Consider the following 16,796-nt stretch of genomic DNA (forward strand, 5'->3'; position numbering starts at 1 on the left):
GTGGGATTGATGACGATGGACCTCACACGACGCCAGCTTTTGCAGCGGGCCAGCCTGGTCGGCGCCCTGACGGCCTTGAGCAGCAACCCGGTGCTGGCACAGCTGGTGCGCGCGCCACGCCTGATTCCCTGGCGCAACTGGTCGGGTGCCCAGAGCTGCCTGCCCGAGGCTCGCCTGGCGCCGAAGGATCTGGATGAACTGGTGCAGGTGATCGGCCGCGCCCCGGGCAAGATTCGCCCGGTGGGTTCGGCGCACTCGTTCAGCGCCCTGGTGCCCACCGATGGCACCTTGTTGTCGCTGAGCAACTTCAGCGGCTTGCTCAGTCATGATCCGCAGACCCAGCAGGCCGAGTTTGGCGCCGGCACGCCGATGTCGCGCATGGGCCTGGCCTTGAAGGAAGTCGGCCAGGGCCTGAGCAACATGGCCGATATCGACTACCAGACTCTAGCAGGTGCGATCTCCACCTCGACCCATGGCACCGGCAAACAGTTTCCCTCCTATTCCGCCTACGTCGCCGGTTTGCAACTGGTCACGGCCACGGGGGAGGTGCTTGACTGCGACAGCAACCACAACCCGCAGGTGTTCAACGCGGCGCGGGTGTCGCTGGGAGCATTGGGGGTGGTCAGCAAGATCCGCATGCAGAATCGCCCCGCCTACCGCCTGCGCGAACACCAGTGGATCGCCAAGACCGAAGAACTGCTGGAGGACGTGGAAAAACACACCCGCGACAACCAGCACTGGGAAATGCTGGTGGTTACCCATTCGGACTACGCCTTGTCGATGGCCCTCAACGAAACCACCGATGCGGCGACACCGCCGATCAGTGCCGACGAGGAGGGCGGCAATGAATTCGTCAACCTCATCGAGAAGTTCGACAAGTACGTCAGTGATTTCCCTGATGCCCGTCGTACCTTGCTCAATAGTCTGCGGCACATTGCCAATTTTGATGATCGGGTCGGTGACTCCTTCGACATCTATGCCAATGTGCGCACGGTACGTTTCAACGAAATGGAGTACTCGGTGCCGGCCGAACATGGCCCGGCCTGCCTGCGCGAGATCATCAAGCTGATCACTGACAAGGACCTGCGCACCTGGTTTCCCATCGAGTACCGCTACGTCAAGGCCGATGACATCCCCCTGAGCATGTTCGAGGGGCGCGACAGTTGTTCGATCTCGGTGCATCAGCATTACCAGATGGACCATCACAACTTCTTCGCGGCCATCGAGCCGATTTTCTGGAAGTACGCCGGCCGCCCGCATTGGGGCAAGTTGCACAGTTTGAATGCGCGTAACCTGCAAGCGCTGTACCCGCGCTGGCAGGAGTTTCGTGAGGTTCGCGATGCGCTAGACCCTGGCGGCAAGTTCCTCAACGCGCATTTGTCATCGATCCTGGGAGTCAGTGGATGAGCATCGATCGACGCAATTTCCTCACTGGGGCCGCAGGGCTTGGTGTGTTGCTGTTGGGCGTGGGTGCGTTGCTGCGCCCCGGCGACCGGGGCAGCGCCTATTCCGAGTACTTCAGGGCCCTGAATCAGCAGTTGAAGGAGCACGGCCCGATGCGCCCGGTGCTGCTGATCGATCTGGATCGCCTGGACCACAACATCGATGTGGTGATGCAGTCGGTCAAGCGCGGTGGCAAGCACCTGCGCCTCGTGGAGAAATCCCTGCCGTCACCGGGGCTGTTGGCCTACATCTGCAAGCGCGCGGGAACCCAGCGACTGATGTCGTTTCATCAGCCGTTTCTCAATCATGATGCACTGGTTTTCCCCGAGTCCGACATCCTCTTGGGCAAGCCGCTGCCGGTGCGTTCGGCCGAGCTGTTCTATCAAACCCACAAAGGCGCGTTCGATCCGGCGCGGCAGTTGCAATGGTTGCTCGATACTCCGGAGCATCTGCAACAGTACCTTGCATTGGCCCGGGGATTGGGTACCCAATTGCGGGTGAACATCGAGCTGGATGTCGGCCTGCATCGCGGCGGCGTGGCAGACACGGCCACCCTGGGGCAGATGCTGGGGCTGATCCGCGCCAACGCGCAGCACCTGCAGTTTGCCGGGTTCATGGGCTACGACCCCTTTGTCGGCATGGGGGTGCCGGGCATCCTCGGCAGTGCCGATGAGCTGTTTGCCAAGGTCATGACTCAGTACAACGGCTACGTCGACTTCACTCGGCAACAGTTTGCCGACCTCTGGCGCCCGGACCTGACGCTCAATACCGCGGGCAGTCCCAGCTATCGCATGCATGAGCAGGAGTCGCTGAGCAGCGAGGTGTCGGTGGGTACGGCCATGCTCAAGCCAACCCATTACGATTTGCCCTCGCTGGTCGAGCACCTGCCGGCCACCTGGATCGCTACCCCGGTACTGAAACGCACGGGGGCGGTGCAGATTCCCGCACTGGACGGCAAGTCCAGGCTGTTGTCGTGGTGGGACATCAACCAGCGTGAGACCTACTTCATCTATGGCGGTAACTGGATGGCCGAGTTCGAATCGCCGGCCGGATTGCAGAACAACGGGCTGTACGGCCGCAGTTCAAATCAGGAAATGGTCAATGGCTCGCAGGCGGTAGGCCTGGCGGTGGATGACCAGGTGTTCCTGCGACCGACCCAGACCGAGTCGGTGTTGTTGCAGTTTGGCGATTTGCTGGCGGTGCGTGGCGGCAAGATCGTCGAGACCTGGCCGGTATATTCCTGAACGCCTGGGCGCAGCTATAAAGCCGCGCCCGTAGGGTGGGATCAGAAGTCGAACTTATCGCGCAGGCCGTAGTACCACGCACCCAGTGCGGCGAATGGGGTGCGCAGCAACTGGCCGCCGGGGAAGGGGTAGTGCGGCAGGTCGGCGAAGGCATCAAACCGCTCGGCCTGGCCACGCAAGGCTTCGGCCAGCACTTTGCCGGCCAGGTGGGTGTAGGTGACACCGTGCCCGCTGCAGCCTTGGGAGTAGTAGATGTTGTCGCCCAGGCGCCCGACCTGAGGTAGGCGCGACAAGGTCAGGAGGAAATTACCGGTCCAGGCGTAGTCGATCTTTACGTCCTTGAGTTGGGGGAAGGCCTTGAGCATTTTCGGCCGGATGATCGCCTCGATGTTCGCCGGATCCCGCGCGCCATAGACCACGCCGCCGCCGAAAATCAGGCGCTTGTCCCCCGAGAGACGGTAGTAGTCGAGCAGGTAGTTGCAGTCTTCGACGCAGTAGTCCTGGGGCAGCAGGCTGTTGGCCAGGGCTTCGCCCAAGGGTTCGGTGGTGATCACTTGGGTGCCGCAGGGCATCGACTTGGCGGCGAGTTCCGGGACCAGGTTGCCCAGGTAGGCATTGCCGGCAACGATGATGAACTTGGCTCGCACCTTGCCCGTCGGCGTGTGTACTACCGGGTTGGCACCGCGCTCGATACGCACCGCCGGCGATTGCTCATAAATCGAGCCGCCCAGGGATTCGACGGCAGCGGCTTCGCCCAGCGCCAGGTTGAGCGGGTGGATGTGGCCGCCGCTCATGTCGAGCATGCCGCCCACGTACTGCTCGCAGGCCACGACTTCGCGGATGCGGGTCTTGTCGAGCAGTTCGAGCTGGCTGTGGCCGTAGCGCTCCCACAAACGTTTCTGCGCCTCCAGGTGACCCATCTGTTTGCCGGTGATGGCGGCAAACACACCGCCATCCTTGAGGTCGCACTGGATCTGGTACCTGGCGACACGGTCACGAATGATCCGCCCACCTTCAAAAGCCATTTGCCCCAGCAATTGCGCCTGCTTGGGGCCGACACTGCGCTCGATCACATCGATGTCGCGACTATAGCTGTTGACGATCTGTCCGCCATTGCGACCCGAGGCGCCAAAACCGACCTTGGCAGCCTCCAGCACCGTCACCCGAAACCCGCTCTCCAGCAGGAACAGCGCGCTGGACAACCCGGTGTAGCCCGCGCCAATCACGCAGACGTCGGTTTCTACCTCACCCTGCAGCTCAGGGCGCGCCGGCACGGGGTTGGCCGACGCGGCGTAATAGGATTGCGGATAAGGAGTGTTCGCCATCCCGAAGCCTCTGTTTAATATATTTTACGAATGCAGCGATCCTACCTGAGTTAAAAATCCACTGCCAGCGGGCGCAAACCCCGGTTTGCCGCAGCAAAATTAAATATTTTGCATATTCATAGGGTTAGGTGAAAAAAAGGTGTTGACACCCCTGCGCAATTCCGTAGAATGCCGCCTCACAGCAGGCACGTAGCTCAGTTGGTTAGAGCACCACCTTGACATGGTGGGGGTCGTTGGTTCGAGTCCAATCGCGCCTACCAAACAAAATCCGCTCTGCTGGGCGGTCTAGAAGGGCTCACCGAAAGGTGGGCCCTTTTTTGTGCTTCAAATTTCATGCAGAACGTTCACAAAATACCGGGTTCGTTCACACTGGGCAATGTGAACGCCGTGAACGTCAGTTGCCAGGGGTGAAACTCTTCCCCTTCATCTCAGTCCTCTTCGCCACCCGTCATCTCTCTCTTGAGCCGCTGCTCTGCAAACTACACTGTTCGCATATACAGTATTCTGGTGCGTGCGTGATGGAAGACGATTTGATCGATGATTCTGGGTTTGAGCTGGGGATTCCGACTCGCGTAGAGATGCTCCAGCACTATTGCTCCGTCCTGGAAGCTGAGCTAGATACGACACGTCAGGACTTACGTAGAGCCCACGAGGCCATCGCTGGGATGATTGTCATGTGCCGGGACGGATCAAAGGAGATTGCCGCTCTGAAGATCGCACATGAGGGCCTGAGGTGGACACTGAGTGACGTGTGCGGGCTAGAGAGTGAGCAGGAGACAGCACAGATGGGATACGCCTATGGCGATCACACTATGCGGTAGAAGCAGTAGGCGAAAGCGAATTCGGGACTGGTCTCTAGGCGCTGGCCTCTACTAGTTACAGTGGATCTTTGTGATAGGTTTCGCCCTCGGCAAAAATCCCCCCCAGGCTATTTTTCTGGGTGAGCAACAGTGACAAACGGTCTAGCCCAGCAGTGTTGAGGCCTTCACGACGATTGGCTGTTTCATGCACATTTTACGCACAGCTTTATCCACAGGTAGTACGTTGCAATCACCACTCAAAACGCATTATCTTGTAGTCAGGCACAAAAAAAACCCTACATATAGGGTTTGGAGTGTCTGCCGTGCTCCAATGGAGCAGGTAAGAAGTCAGCGGGTGATTACGCTTAGTTTTGGTCGACAGAACGTAATCACTCGCCCCTCAAGCCGAGCGGTTTTTGAAACCTGACCTGAGATTGCGCATTAGAGCGAATCGATTCCCCATCGTCAAACGATGGATGATGAAATCGCTCAACGGTTCCTTTTCAGGCGGGAAAAATCCATGCTGAAAAAGGTAATGTCCAATGAGCAAGAATCCAAAGCAATCCTCCGCGAAGGTGGCCAAACTGGCCTCTGAAACCCTCCGCGATCCCCACGCTTCGACAATCGCCAAAAGCTTCGCTGCTTCTGCGTTGGCTCAAGCCCACACTGGAAAGCAAACGGGTGCCGACATGGAGGCTAAGGCAGGCAGGGCGCTTCAAAGTGAGAAGTACAGCGAAGACACAAAGATCCTTGCGGGCTCGCTTGTTTCTCAATCCAATAAAGCGCGGGGGAAGTAATCATGACCTTTCATGCGATCGTCACTGTTGATTTGAACGGCTATGTTTCTGACACGGCAAGGAAGACGTTCGAGCGTGTGCTTGCGGAGCATCACTATGTCAAACGCAAGCTAACAACTGTTTGGAGGGTTCAGTTCACTCCGAACACCACCGCAGCCGGTGCGGAAAAGGTGGTGCGAGAGCATATTGCACTCGCCGCTAGCACTGCTGGGATTCGTGACTACGAGGCGCTAGTGATGGTGGGTGAGCAACCACCTACGGAGTGGAAGATTGATGGCACATCCGCAGGCTTGCTGGCGGAGGCTCTTCGGCGCTTCAGCTAAGTGGTAAATGGCTACAGACCCTGCTTCGGCGGGGTTCTCTTCGCCCGCTTAGGCTCTTAGCGGGCATGCTCGCCCCTGTGAAAAGACTGCCGTCCGTTACCTATGCCTGACGTAGCCTCATGATTGCGTCTGTGATCCCTTGAGCGTTCGTGTCTAACATCTCCATAGCTACTATTGCGTTCTCTGCGACACCTCCGGCTCCGTTCTCAGCGAGCCATTTTGTAACCTCTTCTATCGCTGCACTTATGGCGTGCTGGTTGTGCAGAAGCAGTGTCAGTGCATCCGCTGTGGCGATGTTGCCTTCTGAGTTATTTGGCATGACTTCGTCCTTGGGTGGGTCTGACAAGCTACGTCCTATAGACAAGATTAGCAGAAGATGTCAGTTGTTATTCCCGCTCCAATTGCCGGGCATCTGACGTTACAGCTTCCATTATCGATACGAGCTCTTCAAGCAGTTCTGCGTAGTGGTGAGTTAGATACAGAGCTATCGCCTGATTTCGGAGAAGACGCATCAGGTACCCTTTGGCCACAACCAAGACCAGCATCGTTTCTCCAAGGGTATCCTCGACTTGCTTGTAGTCATGTTGCAGGTTTTCCATTTCCCGCTCCATTCGTGCAATGTCCACTGCACTCACGTCAGCGGTTGGTTTTTTCTTTTGTTCGATCAGCATCTCAGGGCGAGACGCTGCCAACACCATTTGAGCGTAATTCCTAGTGAAACAATTGGCTGAGACCATCATTTCCACCGTTTCGATCTGCCGAATTGGTTTCATCTGACGAAGGGCGCGAAATACATCCTGCGACACCATGCGAACCTTGAGCATTTCCGCTGCCTCCGGTGCGATGCCTCGCAGCAAGTTTTCTCGTTGGCGGACTCGGTCCACATTGATCCCTAGCACTGTTGCAATACGAGAGGCTTCGATACCCTTTTTCAATGCAGAGACGATCATTTTATGTTCTTGTATCGGCGTCAGTCGGTTGATTTGTCGGTTGTAGGTAAAGCCCTCGTCATCTGTAGAAATCAGGCATAGGGCTTCAGTTGCACCGAGTGTCTTGAGTGCCTCTAGCCGAAGGTGTCCATCCAACAACATAAACGAAGGTATCCCGCCGGCGATCACCTGCTTGGGATGAACCACCAATGGTTCAATTACGCCAAGTTCCTTTATCGAGCTCAAAATGCTGGCGTACTTCTTACTGCCTGACATTAGGTGATCGACCTTTCGCGATGGAAGAATCTGTTCCACGGGAATCGCTATGACATGTTGCTCGAAGGCTTGCTTGATCTCTGTCATCATTGCTTCTCCCCGAATATTCGGTCTGCGAGAGGCTTGGGTAAATCAGGGATTTCTTCGTTGTGAAGCAGGTTGCTGAAGTACTCATCGGCAATTAGTTTGCGCATGGCCGTAACGATGATCAGCAGTCGTTGCTCATTGATGTCCGACTTCTTAATCATTACTTTCTGGCGCCGCACTTCCTTTTGATAGGTGTTAAGGAGCTTCCGAGGTGTCGTTTTCTCCGTGCTTGCCGGCATTTGTCCATACTGTTTGCCGAAGGTTTTCCGTCTGTCAATCAGACGGCGTACCTTCATCAACTGCTCGCCTTTAAGTAGGCCGCTTTCGTAAGCTTCGATCATCGCCTGTTGGACGTCGCTATCTTTAGAGCGAGCGATGCTAATCGCCAGTTTTATGGATAACCAACCTTTCTCCACTGCGGCAATAAGTCGCTCTTCTCCTTGGCGAAGTAATACAAGAATGCCTTGTATGTAGCCGCAGTCGAGGCAGGTTTTGCCGGCTATCTGCTGACAGGTGTAGCCACGTTCCGAGAGTATCTGGATAGCAGTCAGAAGCTCGCGATTGGAATGCTTCCTGCGTGCCAGGTTTTCCACCAGACCGATCAGGTATCGATCAGCCTCGCTAGCACTCACAACGATGCATGGTATTTTTTGCTCGCCTAATGCTTGAAATGCCTCAAAGCGACCCTGGCCACAAATGATCTCAAATGCTTCACTGCCATTGGTTGTGGGGGCAACTGTTATCGGACGCTTGAGTCCTAAGGCCGAGATGTTCTCGACCAATTTGGCGAAGACTTGTTTGTTGCGCGCCCGGGGATTGAGTACGCGGATGTCTTCCAGTGGGATCAGACGAATCGTCGACTCTTCCGCGACATGCATACGGGCTCTGCGAGGGGTTTGAATTACTGTCATGCCACTCTCCTGTAATCAACTCGACGCGTCAGCTCCGAGAGGATGTCCAGTGTTTCGAACCGATAAATCTCAAGGCTGGCCTGATTGTTTTCTGTCAGTCGCAGGTGGGGGGAGGCCATGTCGATGGTGGGAAGGATGTAGTAGTCCTGAGCTGACTCTTCGTGCTCTTTCATTCGTACGGCGACTGTCAGGTCAGAGTTCAGGCCTAAGTCGAAACGAATGTGCCAGCGCTTGTAGCCAGCGATTGAAACCTGGCAGCGGCACAGTACTAGAGAAATGGATAACTCCTGGTTAACCAGCATGAGGTCGGTGCTTGGATCGACAGTAACATCGCCACCCACCTCTCTGATTTTCAGAATGGTTTGCTGAAGCAGCAGCGGATGCATCTCGCGAAGCCTTTTGTTGGCTTCGATGTATTGGAAGTCGCGTGCAGGCGTGTACCCTATTAGAGAATAACAGCGAAGCAAGCTTCCAAATCGATGCTGGTAAGCACTGCTTGAGGGGGATCCTTCCGCTTCGTCAATGACAAGACCTGACAAAAAGCCTCGACGCTCATAGATGACCTTCAGTACGTGCAGCATCTCGTCATCGGGCATTCGATATGAGCGCGTTTGGATGATCGATTGGGCTGCTTGAAAGAGTATCGAGTTGACGATAGGACGGAAGGCATCATTCGCCCGAACCCATTCTTCAGGGGGGTTATGGGTTCTCGTCTGTTTAAGTTTGAACGAGCTGTGGTTCCAGACATTGTTGCCAACGTACTTCTCGTTGATCAGTACTTGGTGCACGGTCCCCCTAGACCATCTTCGAGAACGGTCATTGAGTATGCCTTGAGCATTCAGCCACTCGGCGATCTCACGCTCGCTTCTGCCGTCCTCCACGAACATTTGGTAGATGCGTAGCACGATTTCGACTTCATTCGGTGGACCAGGTACTAAAATCACGCGGTCTGTCTGAATGCTTTTGTGTTCACCTATGCCAAGTTCGTTTTTGGGTGAGCCGGTGCTGTCTATAAGTTGCCGCCTGAGCCCAAATCCCGCCGCCCCACCCTGGCGATACCCAAGCTCGATGAGCCGAGACTGCCCTGCAAATACCTTCACCGAGAGTTCTCGGCTGTACTCACCTGCCATCATCCGCTTCACGCTTTTGACGATGTTAGATACCGGCGAGCCATCGTTGGTGAACTGCTCCGCACAGTATTGAACCGAGACGCCTGCTTGTCTGCACCGTACTTCATAGCTGGCACTGATGTCTGGGTCCTGGAATCGACCCCAGCGACTGACGTCATATACAAGAACTGTTGAGTACTCGGCCAAACCGCTCTCAACGTCAAAGAACAGTTGCTTCAGGGCATCTCGGCCCTCTAGGCTAAGGCCACTTTTGCCCATGTCCGTGTAGATCTTAACGATCTCGAGTGCGTGGGTAGCCGCATAAATGCGAATGACGTCGAGCTGATTTTCAGTCGAGTACTGCTGATGTTCAGTTGACATGCGGACATACGCGGCTGCCAAGGTCGTGTTTGATTCATCGTGAGCATAACCCGCGCCAATGTGCGTATGCATTGACAGCATCCTCGATATGACCTACAGCCGCTAGGGCAGCCTCCAAGCCGTGATCAGTTATTGCATTTTTCGAAATGGCTTTATTGAAGGTAGAAGACCGGGGAGAGAAAAATGTTCACGAAAACGGGCAGTTCTTTTCTGGCTCAAAAGCAGTATGCCGCCGAGATTGCTAAAGCACTTCACGCAGAGCTTGGTGAGACTCATCAAGCGACAAAAATACTTATGCGTTGGACAAACGCGAATGAGCGAACAGTGAAGAATTGGCTGGCCGGAAGTAATGGCCCAAGAGGTGAGCATTTGGTGGCTCTAATCAAGCACTCCGACCTTGCCCTGGCCGCATTTCTCGGTATGGCAGAAAGACCTTATGCATTGACTGCGTCGGAGCTGTGGCCGCTTAGGCTGAAACTTCAAGCTGCAATTGAGGGGATTGAATCGTGTCTAACACTTAGAGATTGAGTTTTGTGATCGGGCTGAAAGCAGAAGGTGCTCACCACTTAGAGTATCCACTCAAATCCGTTCTCTGTCGGACGTACGCATGCCTTTTGAAATCCGCTGTTACCCAAACTTTTCAAAATCGGCACCTGTTCTAGGTCGAATATCGCCCGTTAAATCGGGGCGGAATATCAGGGCGGAGAATCTGGCAGAATGACAGGTTTCACGTTCAGGCTGGGTCGAGGTTAAGAGCCATTCCCATGCCACCTCGCTGCCAGGGGCTAGAATTGGCGAATATCAAGGGCAAAGACAAACCGCCTGTGGTCGGCTGATAGTCACGCTGTGGAAGAGCCTAAGAGCTTATAGAGGCTGCGTCTTCTTCAGTTCCAGTCCGAGACGTTGCATTACACGCATCGTGGCGGTAGGGGACCACTGACCGCCACGAGCGGTGGGAATGTTGCGAGAGATAAGGCAGTCGGCTACTGCCTGGAGGCTTGTTGCTCCATCGATGATGCACAACCTGATGGCGTCCTTGACCAAGGCTGCACGGTCGTCTGCCTGCTGACGCTGGGTATCATGGCCTTTGGTGCGGTTCAGCATGCTACGGCCCTTGGCGAGAGCTTGGGAGCGGTTGCTGATCTTCTGCACTGCCTCTCCGTCACCACTAGCTGCACGCGCTTCCAAGGACTTCAATGCGGCCTTGGTACGTTCGCTGATGAAGGTTCGCTCCTGTTCGGCCAGTACGGCGTAGATATGTAGCTGGAACGTGTCTGCGGTGGGCATTGTGGCTACCCGGAACTTGTGGCGCTTCATCAGGCCGGCGATGTGTTCAACGTCCCGACTCATCCGGTCGAGCTTGGCAACGACTACAGGACGGCCATCAGCGAAGGCTTTGGCGGCTGCTGGGCGCTCCAGAGGATGAATGGAGCCAGATACGGCAACGTCTTCAAACTCAGCCACCACCACCCATCCTTGTTGCTCTGCGGCGAACTTAACGTATTCCCGCTGGGCGTCGAGGCCGAGTCCGGATTCACCCTGACCTTTGGTGGACACGCGGTAGTAGGCGACAACTTCCATGCTGGTAACTCCTTGATGCGGGCTGATGAGATGATATTACAACTGTTAGAACGACCGATCAACAGTTGTAATAATTGAGGTGCGCTCTAGGCGGCAGGGCAGGTCCGTATGCTGGTGCAGTTCTGGCGACTACTTGTGCTGTTATGGGGCTGAAGCGGAACAACCTACGGCTACGTTTGGAAAACCAAGTGTCGAGGGGGCTTTGCTTGACCCGACTGGAGCGTAAACCAAGGAAACAGCGGCTATGGTGAGGGTGAGGGGTGTCGGAAGCTCAGGCTGGCGCCAGCGAGGGAATAGATGGTGGTTAGATTTTGATCAGTTACTTGGGGGGTTAACGGTGGAGAAGCCCAGCTTCACATTCCTTCGAATAGCACTGAGATGCTTACTCCCAGGGCATCAGCTAGCACCTTGATTGCGTTGATAGACGGGTTAGCGCCGCCCGTCTCGATTCGAGACATGTAAGTCCGGGCGAAGCCGCACCTGTCCGCAAACTCCTCTTGGTTCATGCCCAAGGCTAGGCGTAGTTCGCGTACTCGGCTGCCGAATAGGTGGCATAAGGCTGGGGATGGTGGTGGGGATGGCATTCCCCAATGCTCCCGGTATGTGCTCTAATCGTGAACACACTAATCGTGACATTAGTCCAAGGATCTCGTTCTCAGGTCCACATACTCCACTGAGGCAGCCTGAGTGGGCTTTGCACGACTGGCAACACCGCACGACCATCAAGGAGATCCTATGGATCGCATCTTCCGCAATCCCGCCAACGGCCACACTGAGACGGTCAGCATAGAGTCCGCGTACTTTGTGTTCTACTTTGGCCCTTTCTACCTGGCGTACCGTGGCCTCTGGGCACACTTTTTCATCTGGGTAATTCTTGTTGGTGGCGTTGCAGGCGTCACTGGAGGGCCGGGGTTGCTGATAGCTTTACCCATCGTCATCATCGCTTACTGCTTTGCCATCAAGGGTATCCTCGCAAAGTCTTACCTTCGGCGAGGCTGGGAAGAGGTGCAAACCACTGCTGCTGGAACTGCTGGGCATTCTGTTGTTGCGGTTAACGGACTTCGGGAATGCCCGTACTGTGCTGAGATGATCAAGGTGCAGGCCATCAAGTGTAAGCACTGTAGTTCTGAGCTTGAGCCTATCGCTGTCCACGGTATAAGCCGCTGAGACATGATATCAAGTAACAGTGAACCTCTATCTCCAATATGGGCTTGAGGGGAGGCAAACGAACTTGCTGCTCTGAGCTGATGAAGCGGCAGGGTAGTTACGCCTGTAGGGGGAATGCCCGCACAGAGTATAGAGTTGCAGAGTTATATGTGACGTACCGTCACGGATAATCAACTTATGCCGCTCGGCATGGTTAACATCAAGATCAAGAGCAGGGTGGTGGCTGAGCCCCTTATCCACCCTACTGAATAGAGTTGTTATCTTGCCTGACGGCATAGTATTCAATCAGAGAAGAAGGGGCAAGAAAGCCCCAAAAGCTTTTGATCTTCACTGTGCAGATATGCTGTGACGTACCGTCACGGATAACAAGCTCTAAGGTGTTCAGCACAGTTAAGGTCAAGATCAAGAGCGGGGAGGGGCTTTGTTGCCCCCTCTCTCCCCCTAACTATACAGAGTAGTAATCCGTGCCTTAGGAACAGGTTGTTATGCTGTAGCGTAGACGCTACAAGGTAACTGTATAGAGGTGGATAATCTCAAAGCTACGCTTTGGCGATAAGTTCCCGTTCCAACCTCTGGTAGAAGTGGTCACTTCTTTTAGATACATGCGGCCGAATTACTGATACACCCTGTTCATGCTGCTTGTTTCTCGGTAGGGTTCGACTTCTGCCACGAGCGGATAGAGTTCACAGAGATTCCGAGTTCCTTTGCGATTGCTCTGAGGCTCAACCCTTGTTCCAACAACGCCAATGCCGCACCTTTCTTGGGGTGTTGCATGCGAGCCGGGAAGGCAATTACGTTGGTGAAGTGGGCATCTGCTGGTGCGGGTTCGTACTCTACCTCGTACGCCTCTGCACTCTTATACTGCGTTAGGGTTCGCAGGTCATAATGCAGCCTAGCCAATGCTTCGGGGTTGGGTGCGATTAGCTCATCACTATCCTGCCAGGCACTGGGTGAGGACTCAGGGACAATACCTTCCATCTCGTTGTAGAGCGACACTGGTCGGCTTTTCATCATGTGCGGAACGATAAGCTCAATCGCCTTGACGTAACGTCGGGCATGTCTTTCATCAAGATCCAGTAGGGCTTTAACGGCGTCATTAGTCACAATAGGGAGCCACTCTAAAATCTCCACAATGCTGCGTACTGATAGCGGCATAGACTTTCCACCAGTTCCGATTGGGCGGTCATGCCAGTCCAGCCGTGCAATACCTTCGATGATATCCATCGCGAATGCTGGGTATTCGCTCAAGTAAACTCCCCCACCGATAATGTCGTAGAATGGATTGGTGATAACCTTGGGCGAGCGTCCTCTAGTGCTCTTCTGCTGCAAAGACTTTTCGGGCTTTGATGAGTCTTTGTTCTTCTGCACCATCCTACCAAGCCATTTATCGGCATTGGCGGCAATCCGAGAGTTTAGGGTTTTCAACTCGGACTGAGATAGGAGGCTAGGTGTGTTGGTGCTACTTGTTGCGATGGTGCAAAGTTTCATGGGTGTTTCTCCTTGTTGATTAAGTTCATTTCATAGGCAAGTCCTCAGTTGGTCCCCGGTTGATCAGTAACGGAAACACGTAAATCCATATCGCAGACGACAAAAATTCGCTCTGCTCAGTGGCCTATTGGCTTGAACAAGCGAAGTAGTGGTTGGGTATAGGGGATTTGCGGTGCCAGCCTATGTGGCGGCTGGTGAGTGCTGATAATGTACATCTTTTACGTGAAAAGTCAAGGCTTACTTGGGTTTTTGGCGTGTGCATCTCTGTCAAAATTGGGGCGGTGAGTGTTAAGCATTACTTTCACAGTACTAGGCTTACCGAACTTAAGCTGTGATTGCTGAAGTGCTTCCAGCTCTTTCCACTTCTTCTCTTTGTAAAGCTCCAGGGCCTTACTTCCCGGGGCAAGCCAATGCCCCGGGCGATACTCTACGGCATCTCTGTACATCTAGCCCCTATGCAGCAACTTGAGTGGTACGGAAGTGGCCGAGTTTGTTCAGCCGGCGTTCCAGGTAGATCAGGCCCTTAGCGGTCACAAAGCTTCGTGGCTTCAACTTGATTTCACCAGTTTCCTGGTTCTTCCACTCACCAACAACAACTTCGAAGTGCCCTGCATCCATATGCTTCTGGTACGGCACGTTCTGGTTAGGATGACTCATGAGGATCTTCTCATCACGAAGCAACTTGTAGAACTTGGTGGAGCCGATACCGAACTCTTTCGCTACTTCCTGAACTGTCTGGGTGCCAACTGCTACAGCAACGTTGTCGTAGAACTCAACCTTCGGGGCGTCCTCAGTGATCTTGTGTTCCAGTTGCAACACTTGCTCGGTATAGCCCAGGAGCAGGCCACGGAGAGCGGATGCATCAGACAGGTTTACCGGCTGGGTTGGCTTAGCCACCGCAGCTTCCAGTTCATGCCAGCGGTCGATAACCTTGGCACGGAGCGGAACGCTGTAGCCTGTCAAGAGGATGTCCACTTCACGGCGAGGCAGGTTGAAGCATGGACGCTGCTCATTTTTGCTGTCTGTGTAGACGCCTCCAAATTTGGGGGCGTTAGAAATATCCAAATCTTCCAACATCTTCCGGATATCACGCATCACGTGATCGTGACGCTTCCCTGTCAGCTCAGCAATCTCTCGGCTGCTCATGGTGATAGCTTCTGGTGCCTCCGGCATGAACCCAATCGCACCAACTGGCGGGACAAGCTTCAGTGATGCAGGGACTGCTGCCTGGGCTACCATGCCGAGAGGAACCGATACAGGGGCTGGCTCGATCTTCATTTCACGGACACCAAAGTGTCGGCGTACTACTTCAATGTCGCTGGACTTCAGGCGGTATGCCATCTTCTCGAAGTCAAAGCGGCTCAGGCGGAACTCAGGCAATGCCTTGCCGTTGTCGCCAATCCAGGTGGACTCCGGGATATTCAGTTCACCCCGGGCAATCATGCCGCGAACAGTGGTCATTACGTTGCCATGTTGGCGACCAGTCTGTTTAGCGAACTCACGGGTGCTCATCACAGTGCTCATGCCGGTGATGCTTCCCGGCGAGGCAGCTTGAAGCACGGGTATGAGTGCCGATTTTTATGGGTTTTATGGGGGGGCGCAAATTTGCTGATACCCCCTTCAGCAAGTTCTGTAAGCAAATCACGGATGTCTCGAAGAGCCTCTGCGAGGTGAGATTTCAACTGTCTTTGTAATCGGCTGAAAAGTCAGCCGTTTGAAATTGCAGTAAGTCCAGCATTGCTACTTCAGCTTCACTGCTACAACCAACTCAAAAGTGAGTTGGTTGGCGGATCGGGTTGATGGGGTCAATCGATAAGGTGCAGAACGTCCCTGACATTCAAATGTGAGTAACGGGCAACGGATCGTGTATCCCTGTGCCCTGAAACAATCATGATTTGAGCGTTGTTGAATCCCTTCTTGGCGACATTGGTGATTCTGGTGTGCCTGAGCTGATGCAATCGGACACTTCTGTCTAAGCCCGCCTTAACTCGTGCCAGCCGCACAGCCTGGGATACGGCATGTGGCGTGACCGGGAAGATCAGGTTGTTCGGGTCACGTTCTACGGCGGCACACAGTTCGGCGAGCTGAAGAATTTCCACTGCACGGTGGGTAAGGGGAACTGACCGTGTACCGTTCTTTCCATCAATCACATCGGCAATGCGGTCCTTGAGGTGCAGGCAGTCTTTGGTCAGCTTCAGGATTTCAGAGCGCCGCATGGCAGTCTCATATGCCAGTTCGACAATGGGTTTCATGATGGGTGACAGCCTCGCCAGTAACCGCTCAAGCTCGCTTGCACTAATCACCTTGTCGGAGGACCGATCAGGCTTAGGGAGTGCGATATCACTGACAGGGTTGTGAATGTCGATCAGTAGGCCGCGTTTGGCGAATCTGTAGAACCGGGACATGAATGCTAGCTGCGTCCTGCATGTGGACGGCTTTACGGTCTTCAACCGCATAAGCTTGAAGTCGTTGATCATCTGCGGGGTGATCTCGTGTATCGGTTGAGTGAAGTGCCTGCCCAGATGCTCCACGATCTTCAGTGCATGGTCGTAGCTGCCTTTCCCCTTGAGCATGGTTTCGCAGTAGGTCATGCCCAGCGTATAGATAGTGTGGTGCTGGTGATCCATCGTCACGGCTTCGATCTGGTTTGCCCATGACTCTGCTTCGGCCTTCGTGGTGAAGGTTTTCGACTGGGGAGATTTGCCTTGAATCCGTACCTGAGTATTCCAGTTGCCGGACGGAAGTAAGCGGAAAGTGGCCATTTTTGACGCCTCATATTGTGAATGGGCGTTCTGTGAAACCCTTGAGCACCAACGCTTGCAGCTTGCTCAAGCAGACATTGACATGGTGGGGGTCGTTGGTTCGAGTCCAATCGCGCCTACCAAACAAAATCCGCTCTGCTGGGCGGTCTAGAAGGGCTCACCGAAAGGTGGGC

General features: G+C 54.6%; 16 protein-coding genes and 1 tRNA gene. 7 read left to right on the top strand and 10 right to left on the bottom strand.

Annotated elements, in window-relative coordinates:
• The first annotated feature begins 75 nt into the window (after positions 1–75).
• Together ACIOVD_RS13555 and ACIOVD_RS13560 are read left to right on the top strand one after the other, a co-directional pair.
• A complete protein-coding gene (locus ACIOVD_RS13555; protein WP_401128339.1) occupies positions 76–1,407 on the top strand; it encodes a D-arabinono-1,4-lactone oxidase in 1,332 nt (443 codons plus the stop codon).
• A gap of 71 nt (positions 1,408–1,478) precedes the next feature.
• Entirely contained in the window at positions 1,479–2,687 is a 1,209-nt protein-coding gene (locus tag ACIOVD_RS13560; protein ID WP_401128342.1) for a DSD1 family PLP-dependent enzyme, read from the top strand.
• Positions 2,688–2,728: 41 nt separating this feature from the next.
• On the opposite strand, the gene ACIOVD_RS13565 is transcribed toward ACIOVD_RS13560, so the two are convergent.
• Positions 2,729–4,012, bottom strand: a complete 1,284-nt coding sequence (locus ACIOVD_RS13565) for an NAD(P)/FAD-dependent oxidoreductase (protein ID WP_401128255.1) — start codon at positions 4,010–4,012, stop codon at positions 2,729–2,731.
• A 183-nt stretch (positions 4,013–4,195) separates the two neighbouring features.
• Between ACIOVD_RS13565 and ACIOVD_RS13570 the strand changes: the two genes are divergently transcribed.
• The 3 genes from ACIOVD_RS13570 to ACIOVD_RS13580 all read left to right on the top strand — a co-directional run bounded on the left by ACIOVD_RS13570 (position 4,196) and on the right by ACIOVD_RS13580 (position 5,932).
• Positions 4,196–4,272, top strand: a tRNA-Val gene (locus ACIOVD_RS13570).
• Positions 4,273–5,354: 1,082 nt separating this feature from the next.
• Positions 5,355–5,609 carry a hypothetical protein gene (locus ACIOVD_RS13575; RefSeq protein WP_401128258.1) on the top strand — a complete coding sequence of 85 codons (255 nt, stop codon included), beginning with the start codon at positions 5,355–5,357 and terminating at the stop codon, positions 5,607–5,609.
• Positions 5,610–5,611: 2 nt separating this feature from the next.
• Positions 5,612–5,932 carry a hypothetical protein gene (locus ACIOVD_RS13580; RefSeq protein ID WP_401128261.1) on the top strand — a complete coding sequence of 107 codons (321 nt, stop codon included), beginning with the start codon at positions 5,612–5,614 and terminating at the stop codon, positions 5,930–5,932.
• A 100-nt stretch (positions 5,933–6,032) separates the two neighbouring features.
• Here ACIOVD_RS13580 and ACIOVD_RS13585 read toward each other — a convergent pair whose 3' ends face one another.
• The 4 genes from ACIOVD_RS13585 to ACIOVD_RS13600 all read right to left on the bottom strand — a co-directional run bounded on the left by ACIOVD_RS13585 (position 6,033) and on the right by ACIOVD_RS13600 (position 9,697).
• On the bottom strand, positions 6,033–6,251 hold the full coding sequence (locus ACIOVD_RS13585) for a hypothetical protein (protein WP_401128264.1): 219 nt from the start codon (positions 6,249–6,251) through the stop codon (positions 6,033–6,035).
• Positions 6,252–6,318: 67 nt separating this feature from the next.
• Positions 6,319–7,224, bottom strand: a complete 906-nt coding sequence (locus tag ACIOVD_RS13590; RefSeq protein ID WP_401128345.1) for a plasmid partitioning protein RepB C-terminal domain-containing protein — start codon at positions 7,222–7,224, stop codon at positions 6,319–6,321.
• The gene (locus ACIOVD_RS13595) at positions 7,224–8,135 is read right to left on the bottom strand and encodes a plasmid partitioning protein RepB C-terminal domain-containing protein (RefSeq protein ID WP_401128267.1); all 912 of its coding nucleotides are present in this window, start codon (positions 8,133–8,135) and stop codon (positions 7,224–7,226) included. Before ACIOVD_RS13595 ends, ACIOVD_RS13590 begins: the two co-directional genes overlap by 1 nt.
• A complete protein-coding gene (locus ACIOVD_RS13600) occupies positions 8,132–9,697 on the bottom strand; it encodes a recombinase family protein (RefSeq protein WP_401128270.1) in 1,566 nt (521 codons plus the stop codon). The genes ACIOVD_RS13595 and ACIOVD_RS13600 overlap by 4 nt, the downstream gene beginning before the upstream one ends.
• A 111-nt stretch (positions 9,698–9,808) precedes the next feature.
• Here ACIOVD_RS13600 and ACIOVD_RS13605 point away from each other — a divergent pair, with 111 nt between their 5' ends.
• Positions 9,809–10,153: a hypothetical protein gene (locus tag ACIOVD_RS13605; protein WP_401128273.1), complete on the top strand. Its 345-nt coding sequence runs from the start codon at positions 9,809–9,811 to the stop codon at positions 10,151–10,153.
• A 336-nt stretch (positions 10,154–10,489) separates the two neighbouring features.
• On the opposite strand, the gene ACIOVD_RS13610 is transcribed toward ACIOVD_RS13605, so the two are convergent.
• Both ACIOVD_RS13610 and ACIOVD_RS13615 read right to left on the bottom strand, forming a co-directional pair.
• On the bottom strand, positions 10,490–11,206 hold the full coding sequence (locus ACIOVD_RS13610) for a recombinase family protein (RefSeq protein ID WP_401128276.1): 717 nt from the start codon (positions 11,204–11,206) through the stop codon (positions 10,490–10,492).
• Between the two features lie 353 nt (positions 11,207–11,559).
• Positions 11,560–11,790 carry a helix-turn-helix domain-containing protein gene (locus ACIOVD_RS13615; RefSeq protein WP_401128279.1) on the bottom strand — a complete coding sequence of 77 codons (231 nt, stop codon included), beginning with the start codon at positions 11,788–11,790 and terminating at the stop codon, positions 11,560–11,562.
• Between the two features lie 151 nt (positions 11,791–11,941).
• On the opposite strand from ACIOVD_RS13615, the gene ACIOVD_RS13620 reads away from it, so the two are divergent.
• Positions 11,942–12,373 (top strand): hypothetical protein, encoded by a 432-nt coding sequence (locus ACIOVD_RS13620; RefSeq protein ID WP_401128282.1) that lies wholly within the window; start codon positions 11,942–11,944, stop codon positions 12,371–12,373.
• A 630-nt stretch (positions 12,374–13,003) separates the two neighbouring features.
• On the opposite strand, the gene ACIOVD_RS13625 is transcribed toward ACIOVD_RS13620, so the two are convergent.
• From ACIOVD_RS13625 to ACIOVD_RS13635, 3 genes are all read right to left on the bottom strand, one after another.
• On the bottom strand, positions 13,004–13,861 hold the full coding sequence (locus ACIOVD_RS13625; RefSeq protein WP_401128285.1) for a helix-turn-helix domain-containing protein: 858 nt from the start codon (positions 13,859–13,861) through the stop codon (positions 13,004–13,006).
• A 453-nt stretch (positions 13,862–14,314) separates the two neighbouring features.
• Entirely contained in the window at positions 14,315–15,373 is a 1,059-nt protein-coding gene (locus ACIOVD_RS13630) for a phage antirepressor KilAC domain-containing protein (RefSeq protein ID WP_401128288.1), read from the bottom strand.
• Positions 15,374–15,666: 293 nt separating this feature from the next.
• On the bottom strand, positions 15,667–16,623 hold the full coding sequence (locus ACIOVD_RS13635) for a tyrosine-type recombinase/integrase (protein ID WP_401128291.1): 957 nt from the start codon (positions 16,621–16,623) through the stop codon (positions 15,667–15,669).
• Between the last annotated feature and the right edge of the window lie 173 nt (positions 16,624–16,796).

This window comes from Pseudomonas sp. NPDC087626 (assembly GCF_044743405.1).
Taxonomy (GTDB): Bacteria; Pseudomonadota; Gammaproteobacteria; order Pseudomonadales; family Pseudomonadaceae; genus Aquipseudomonas.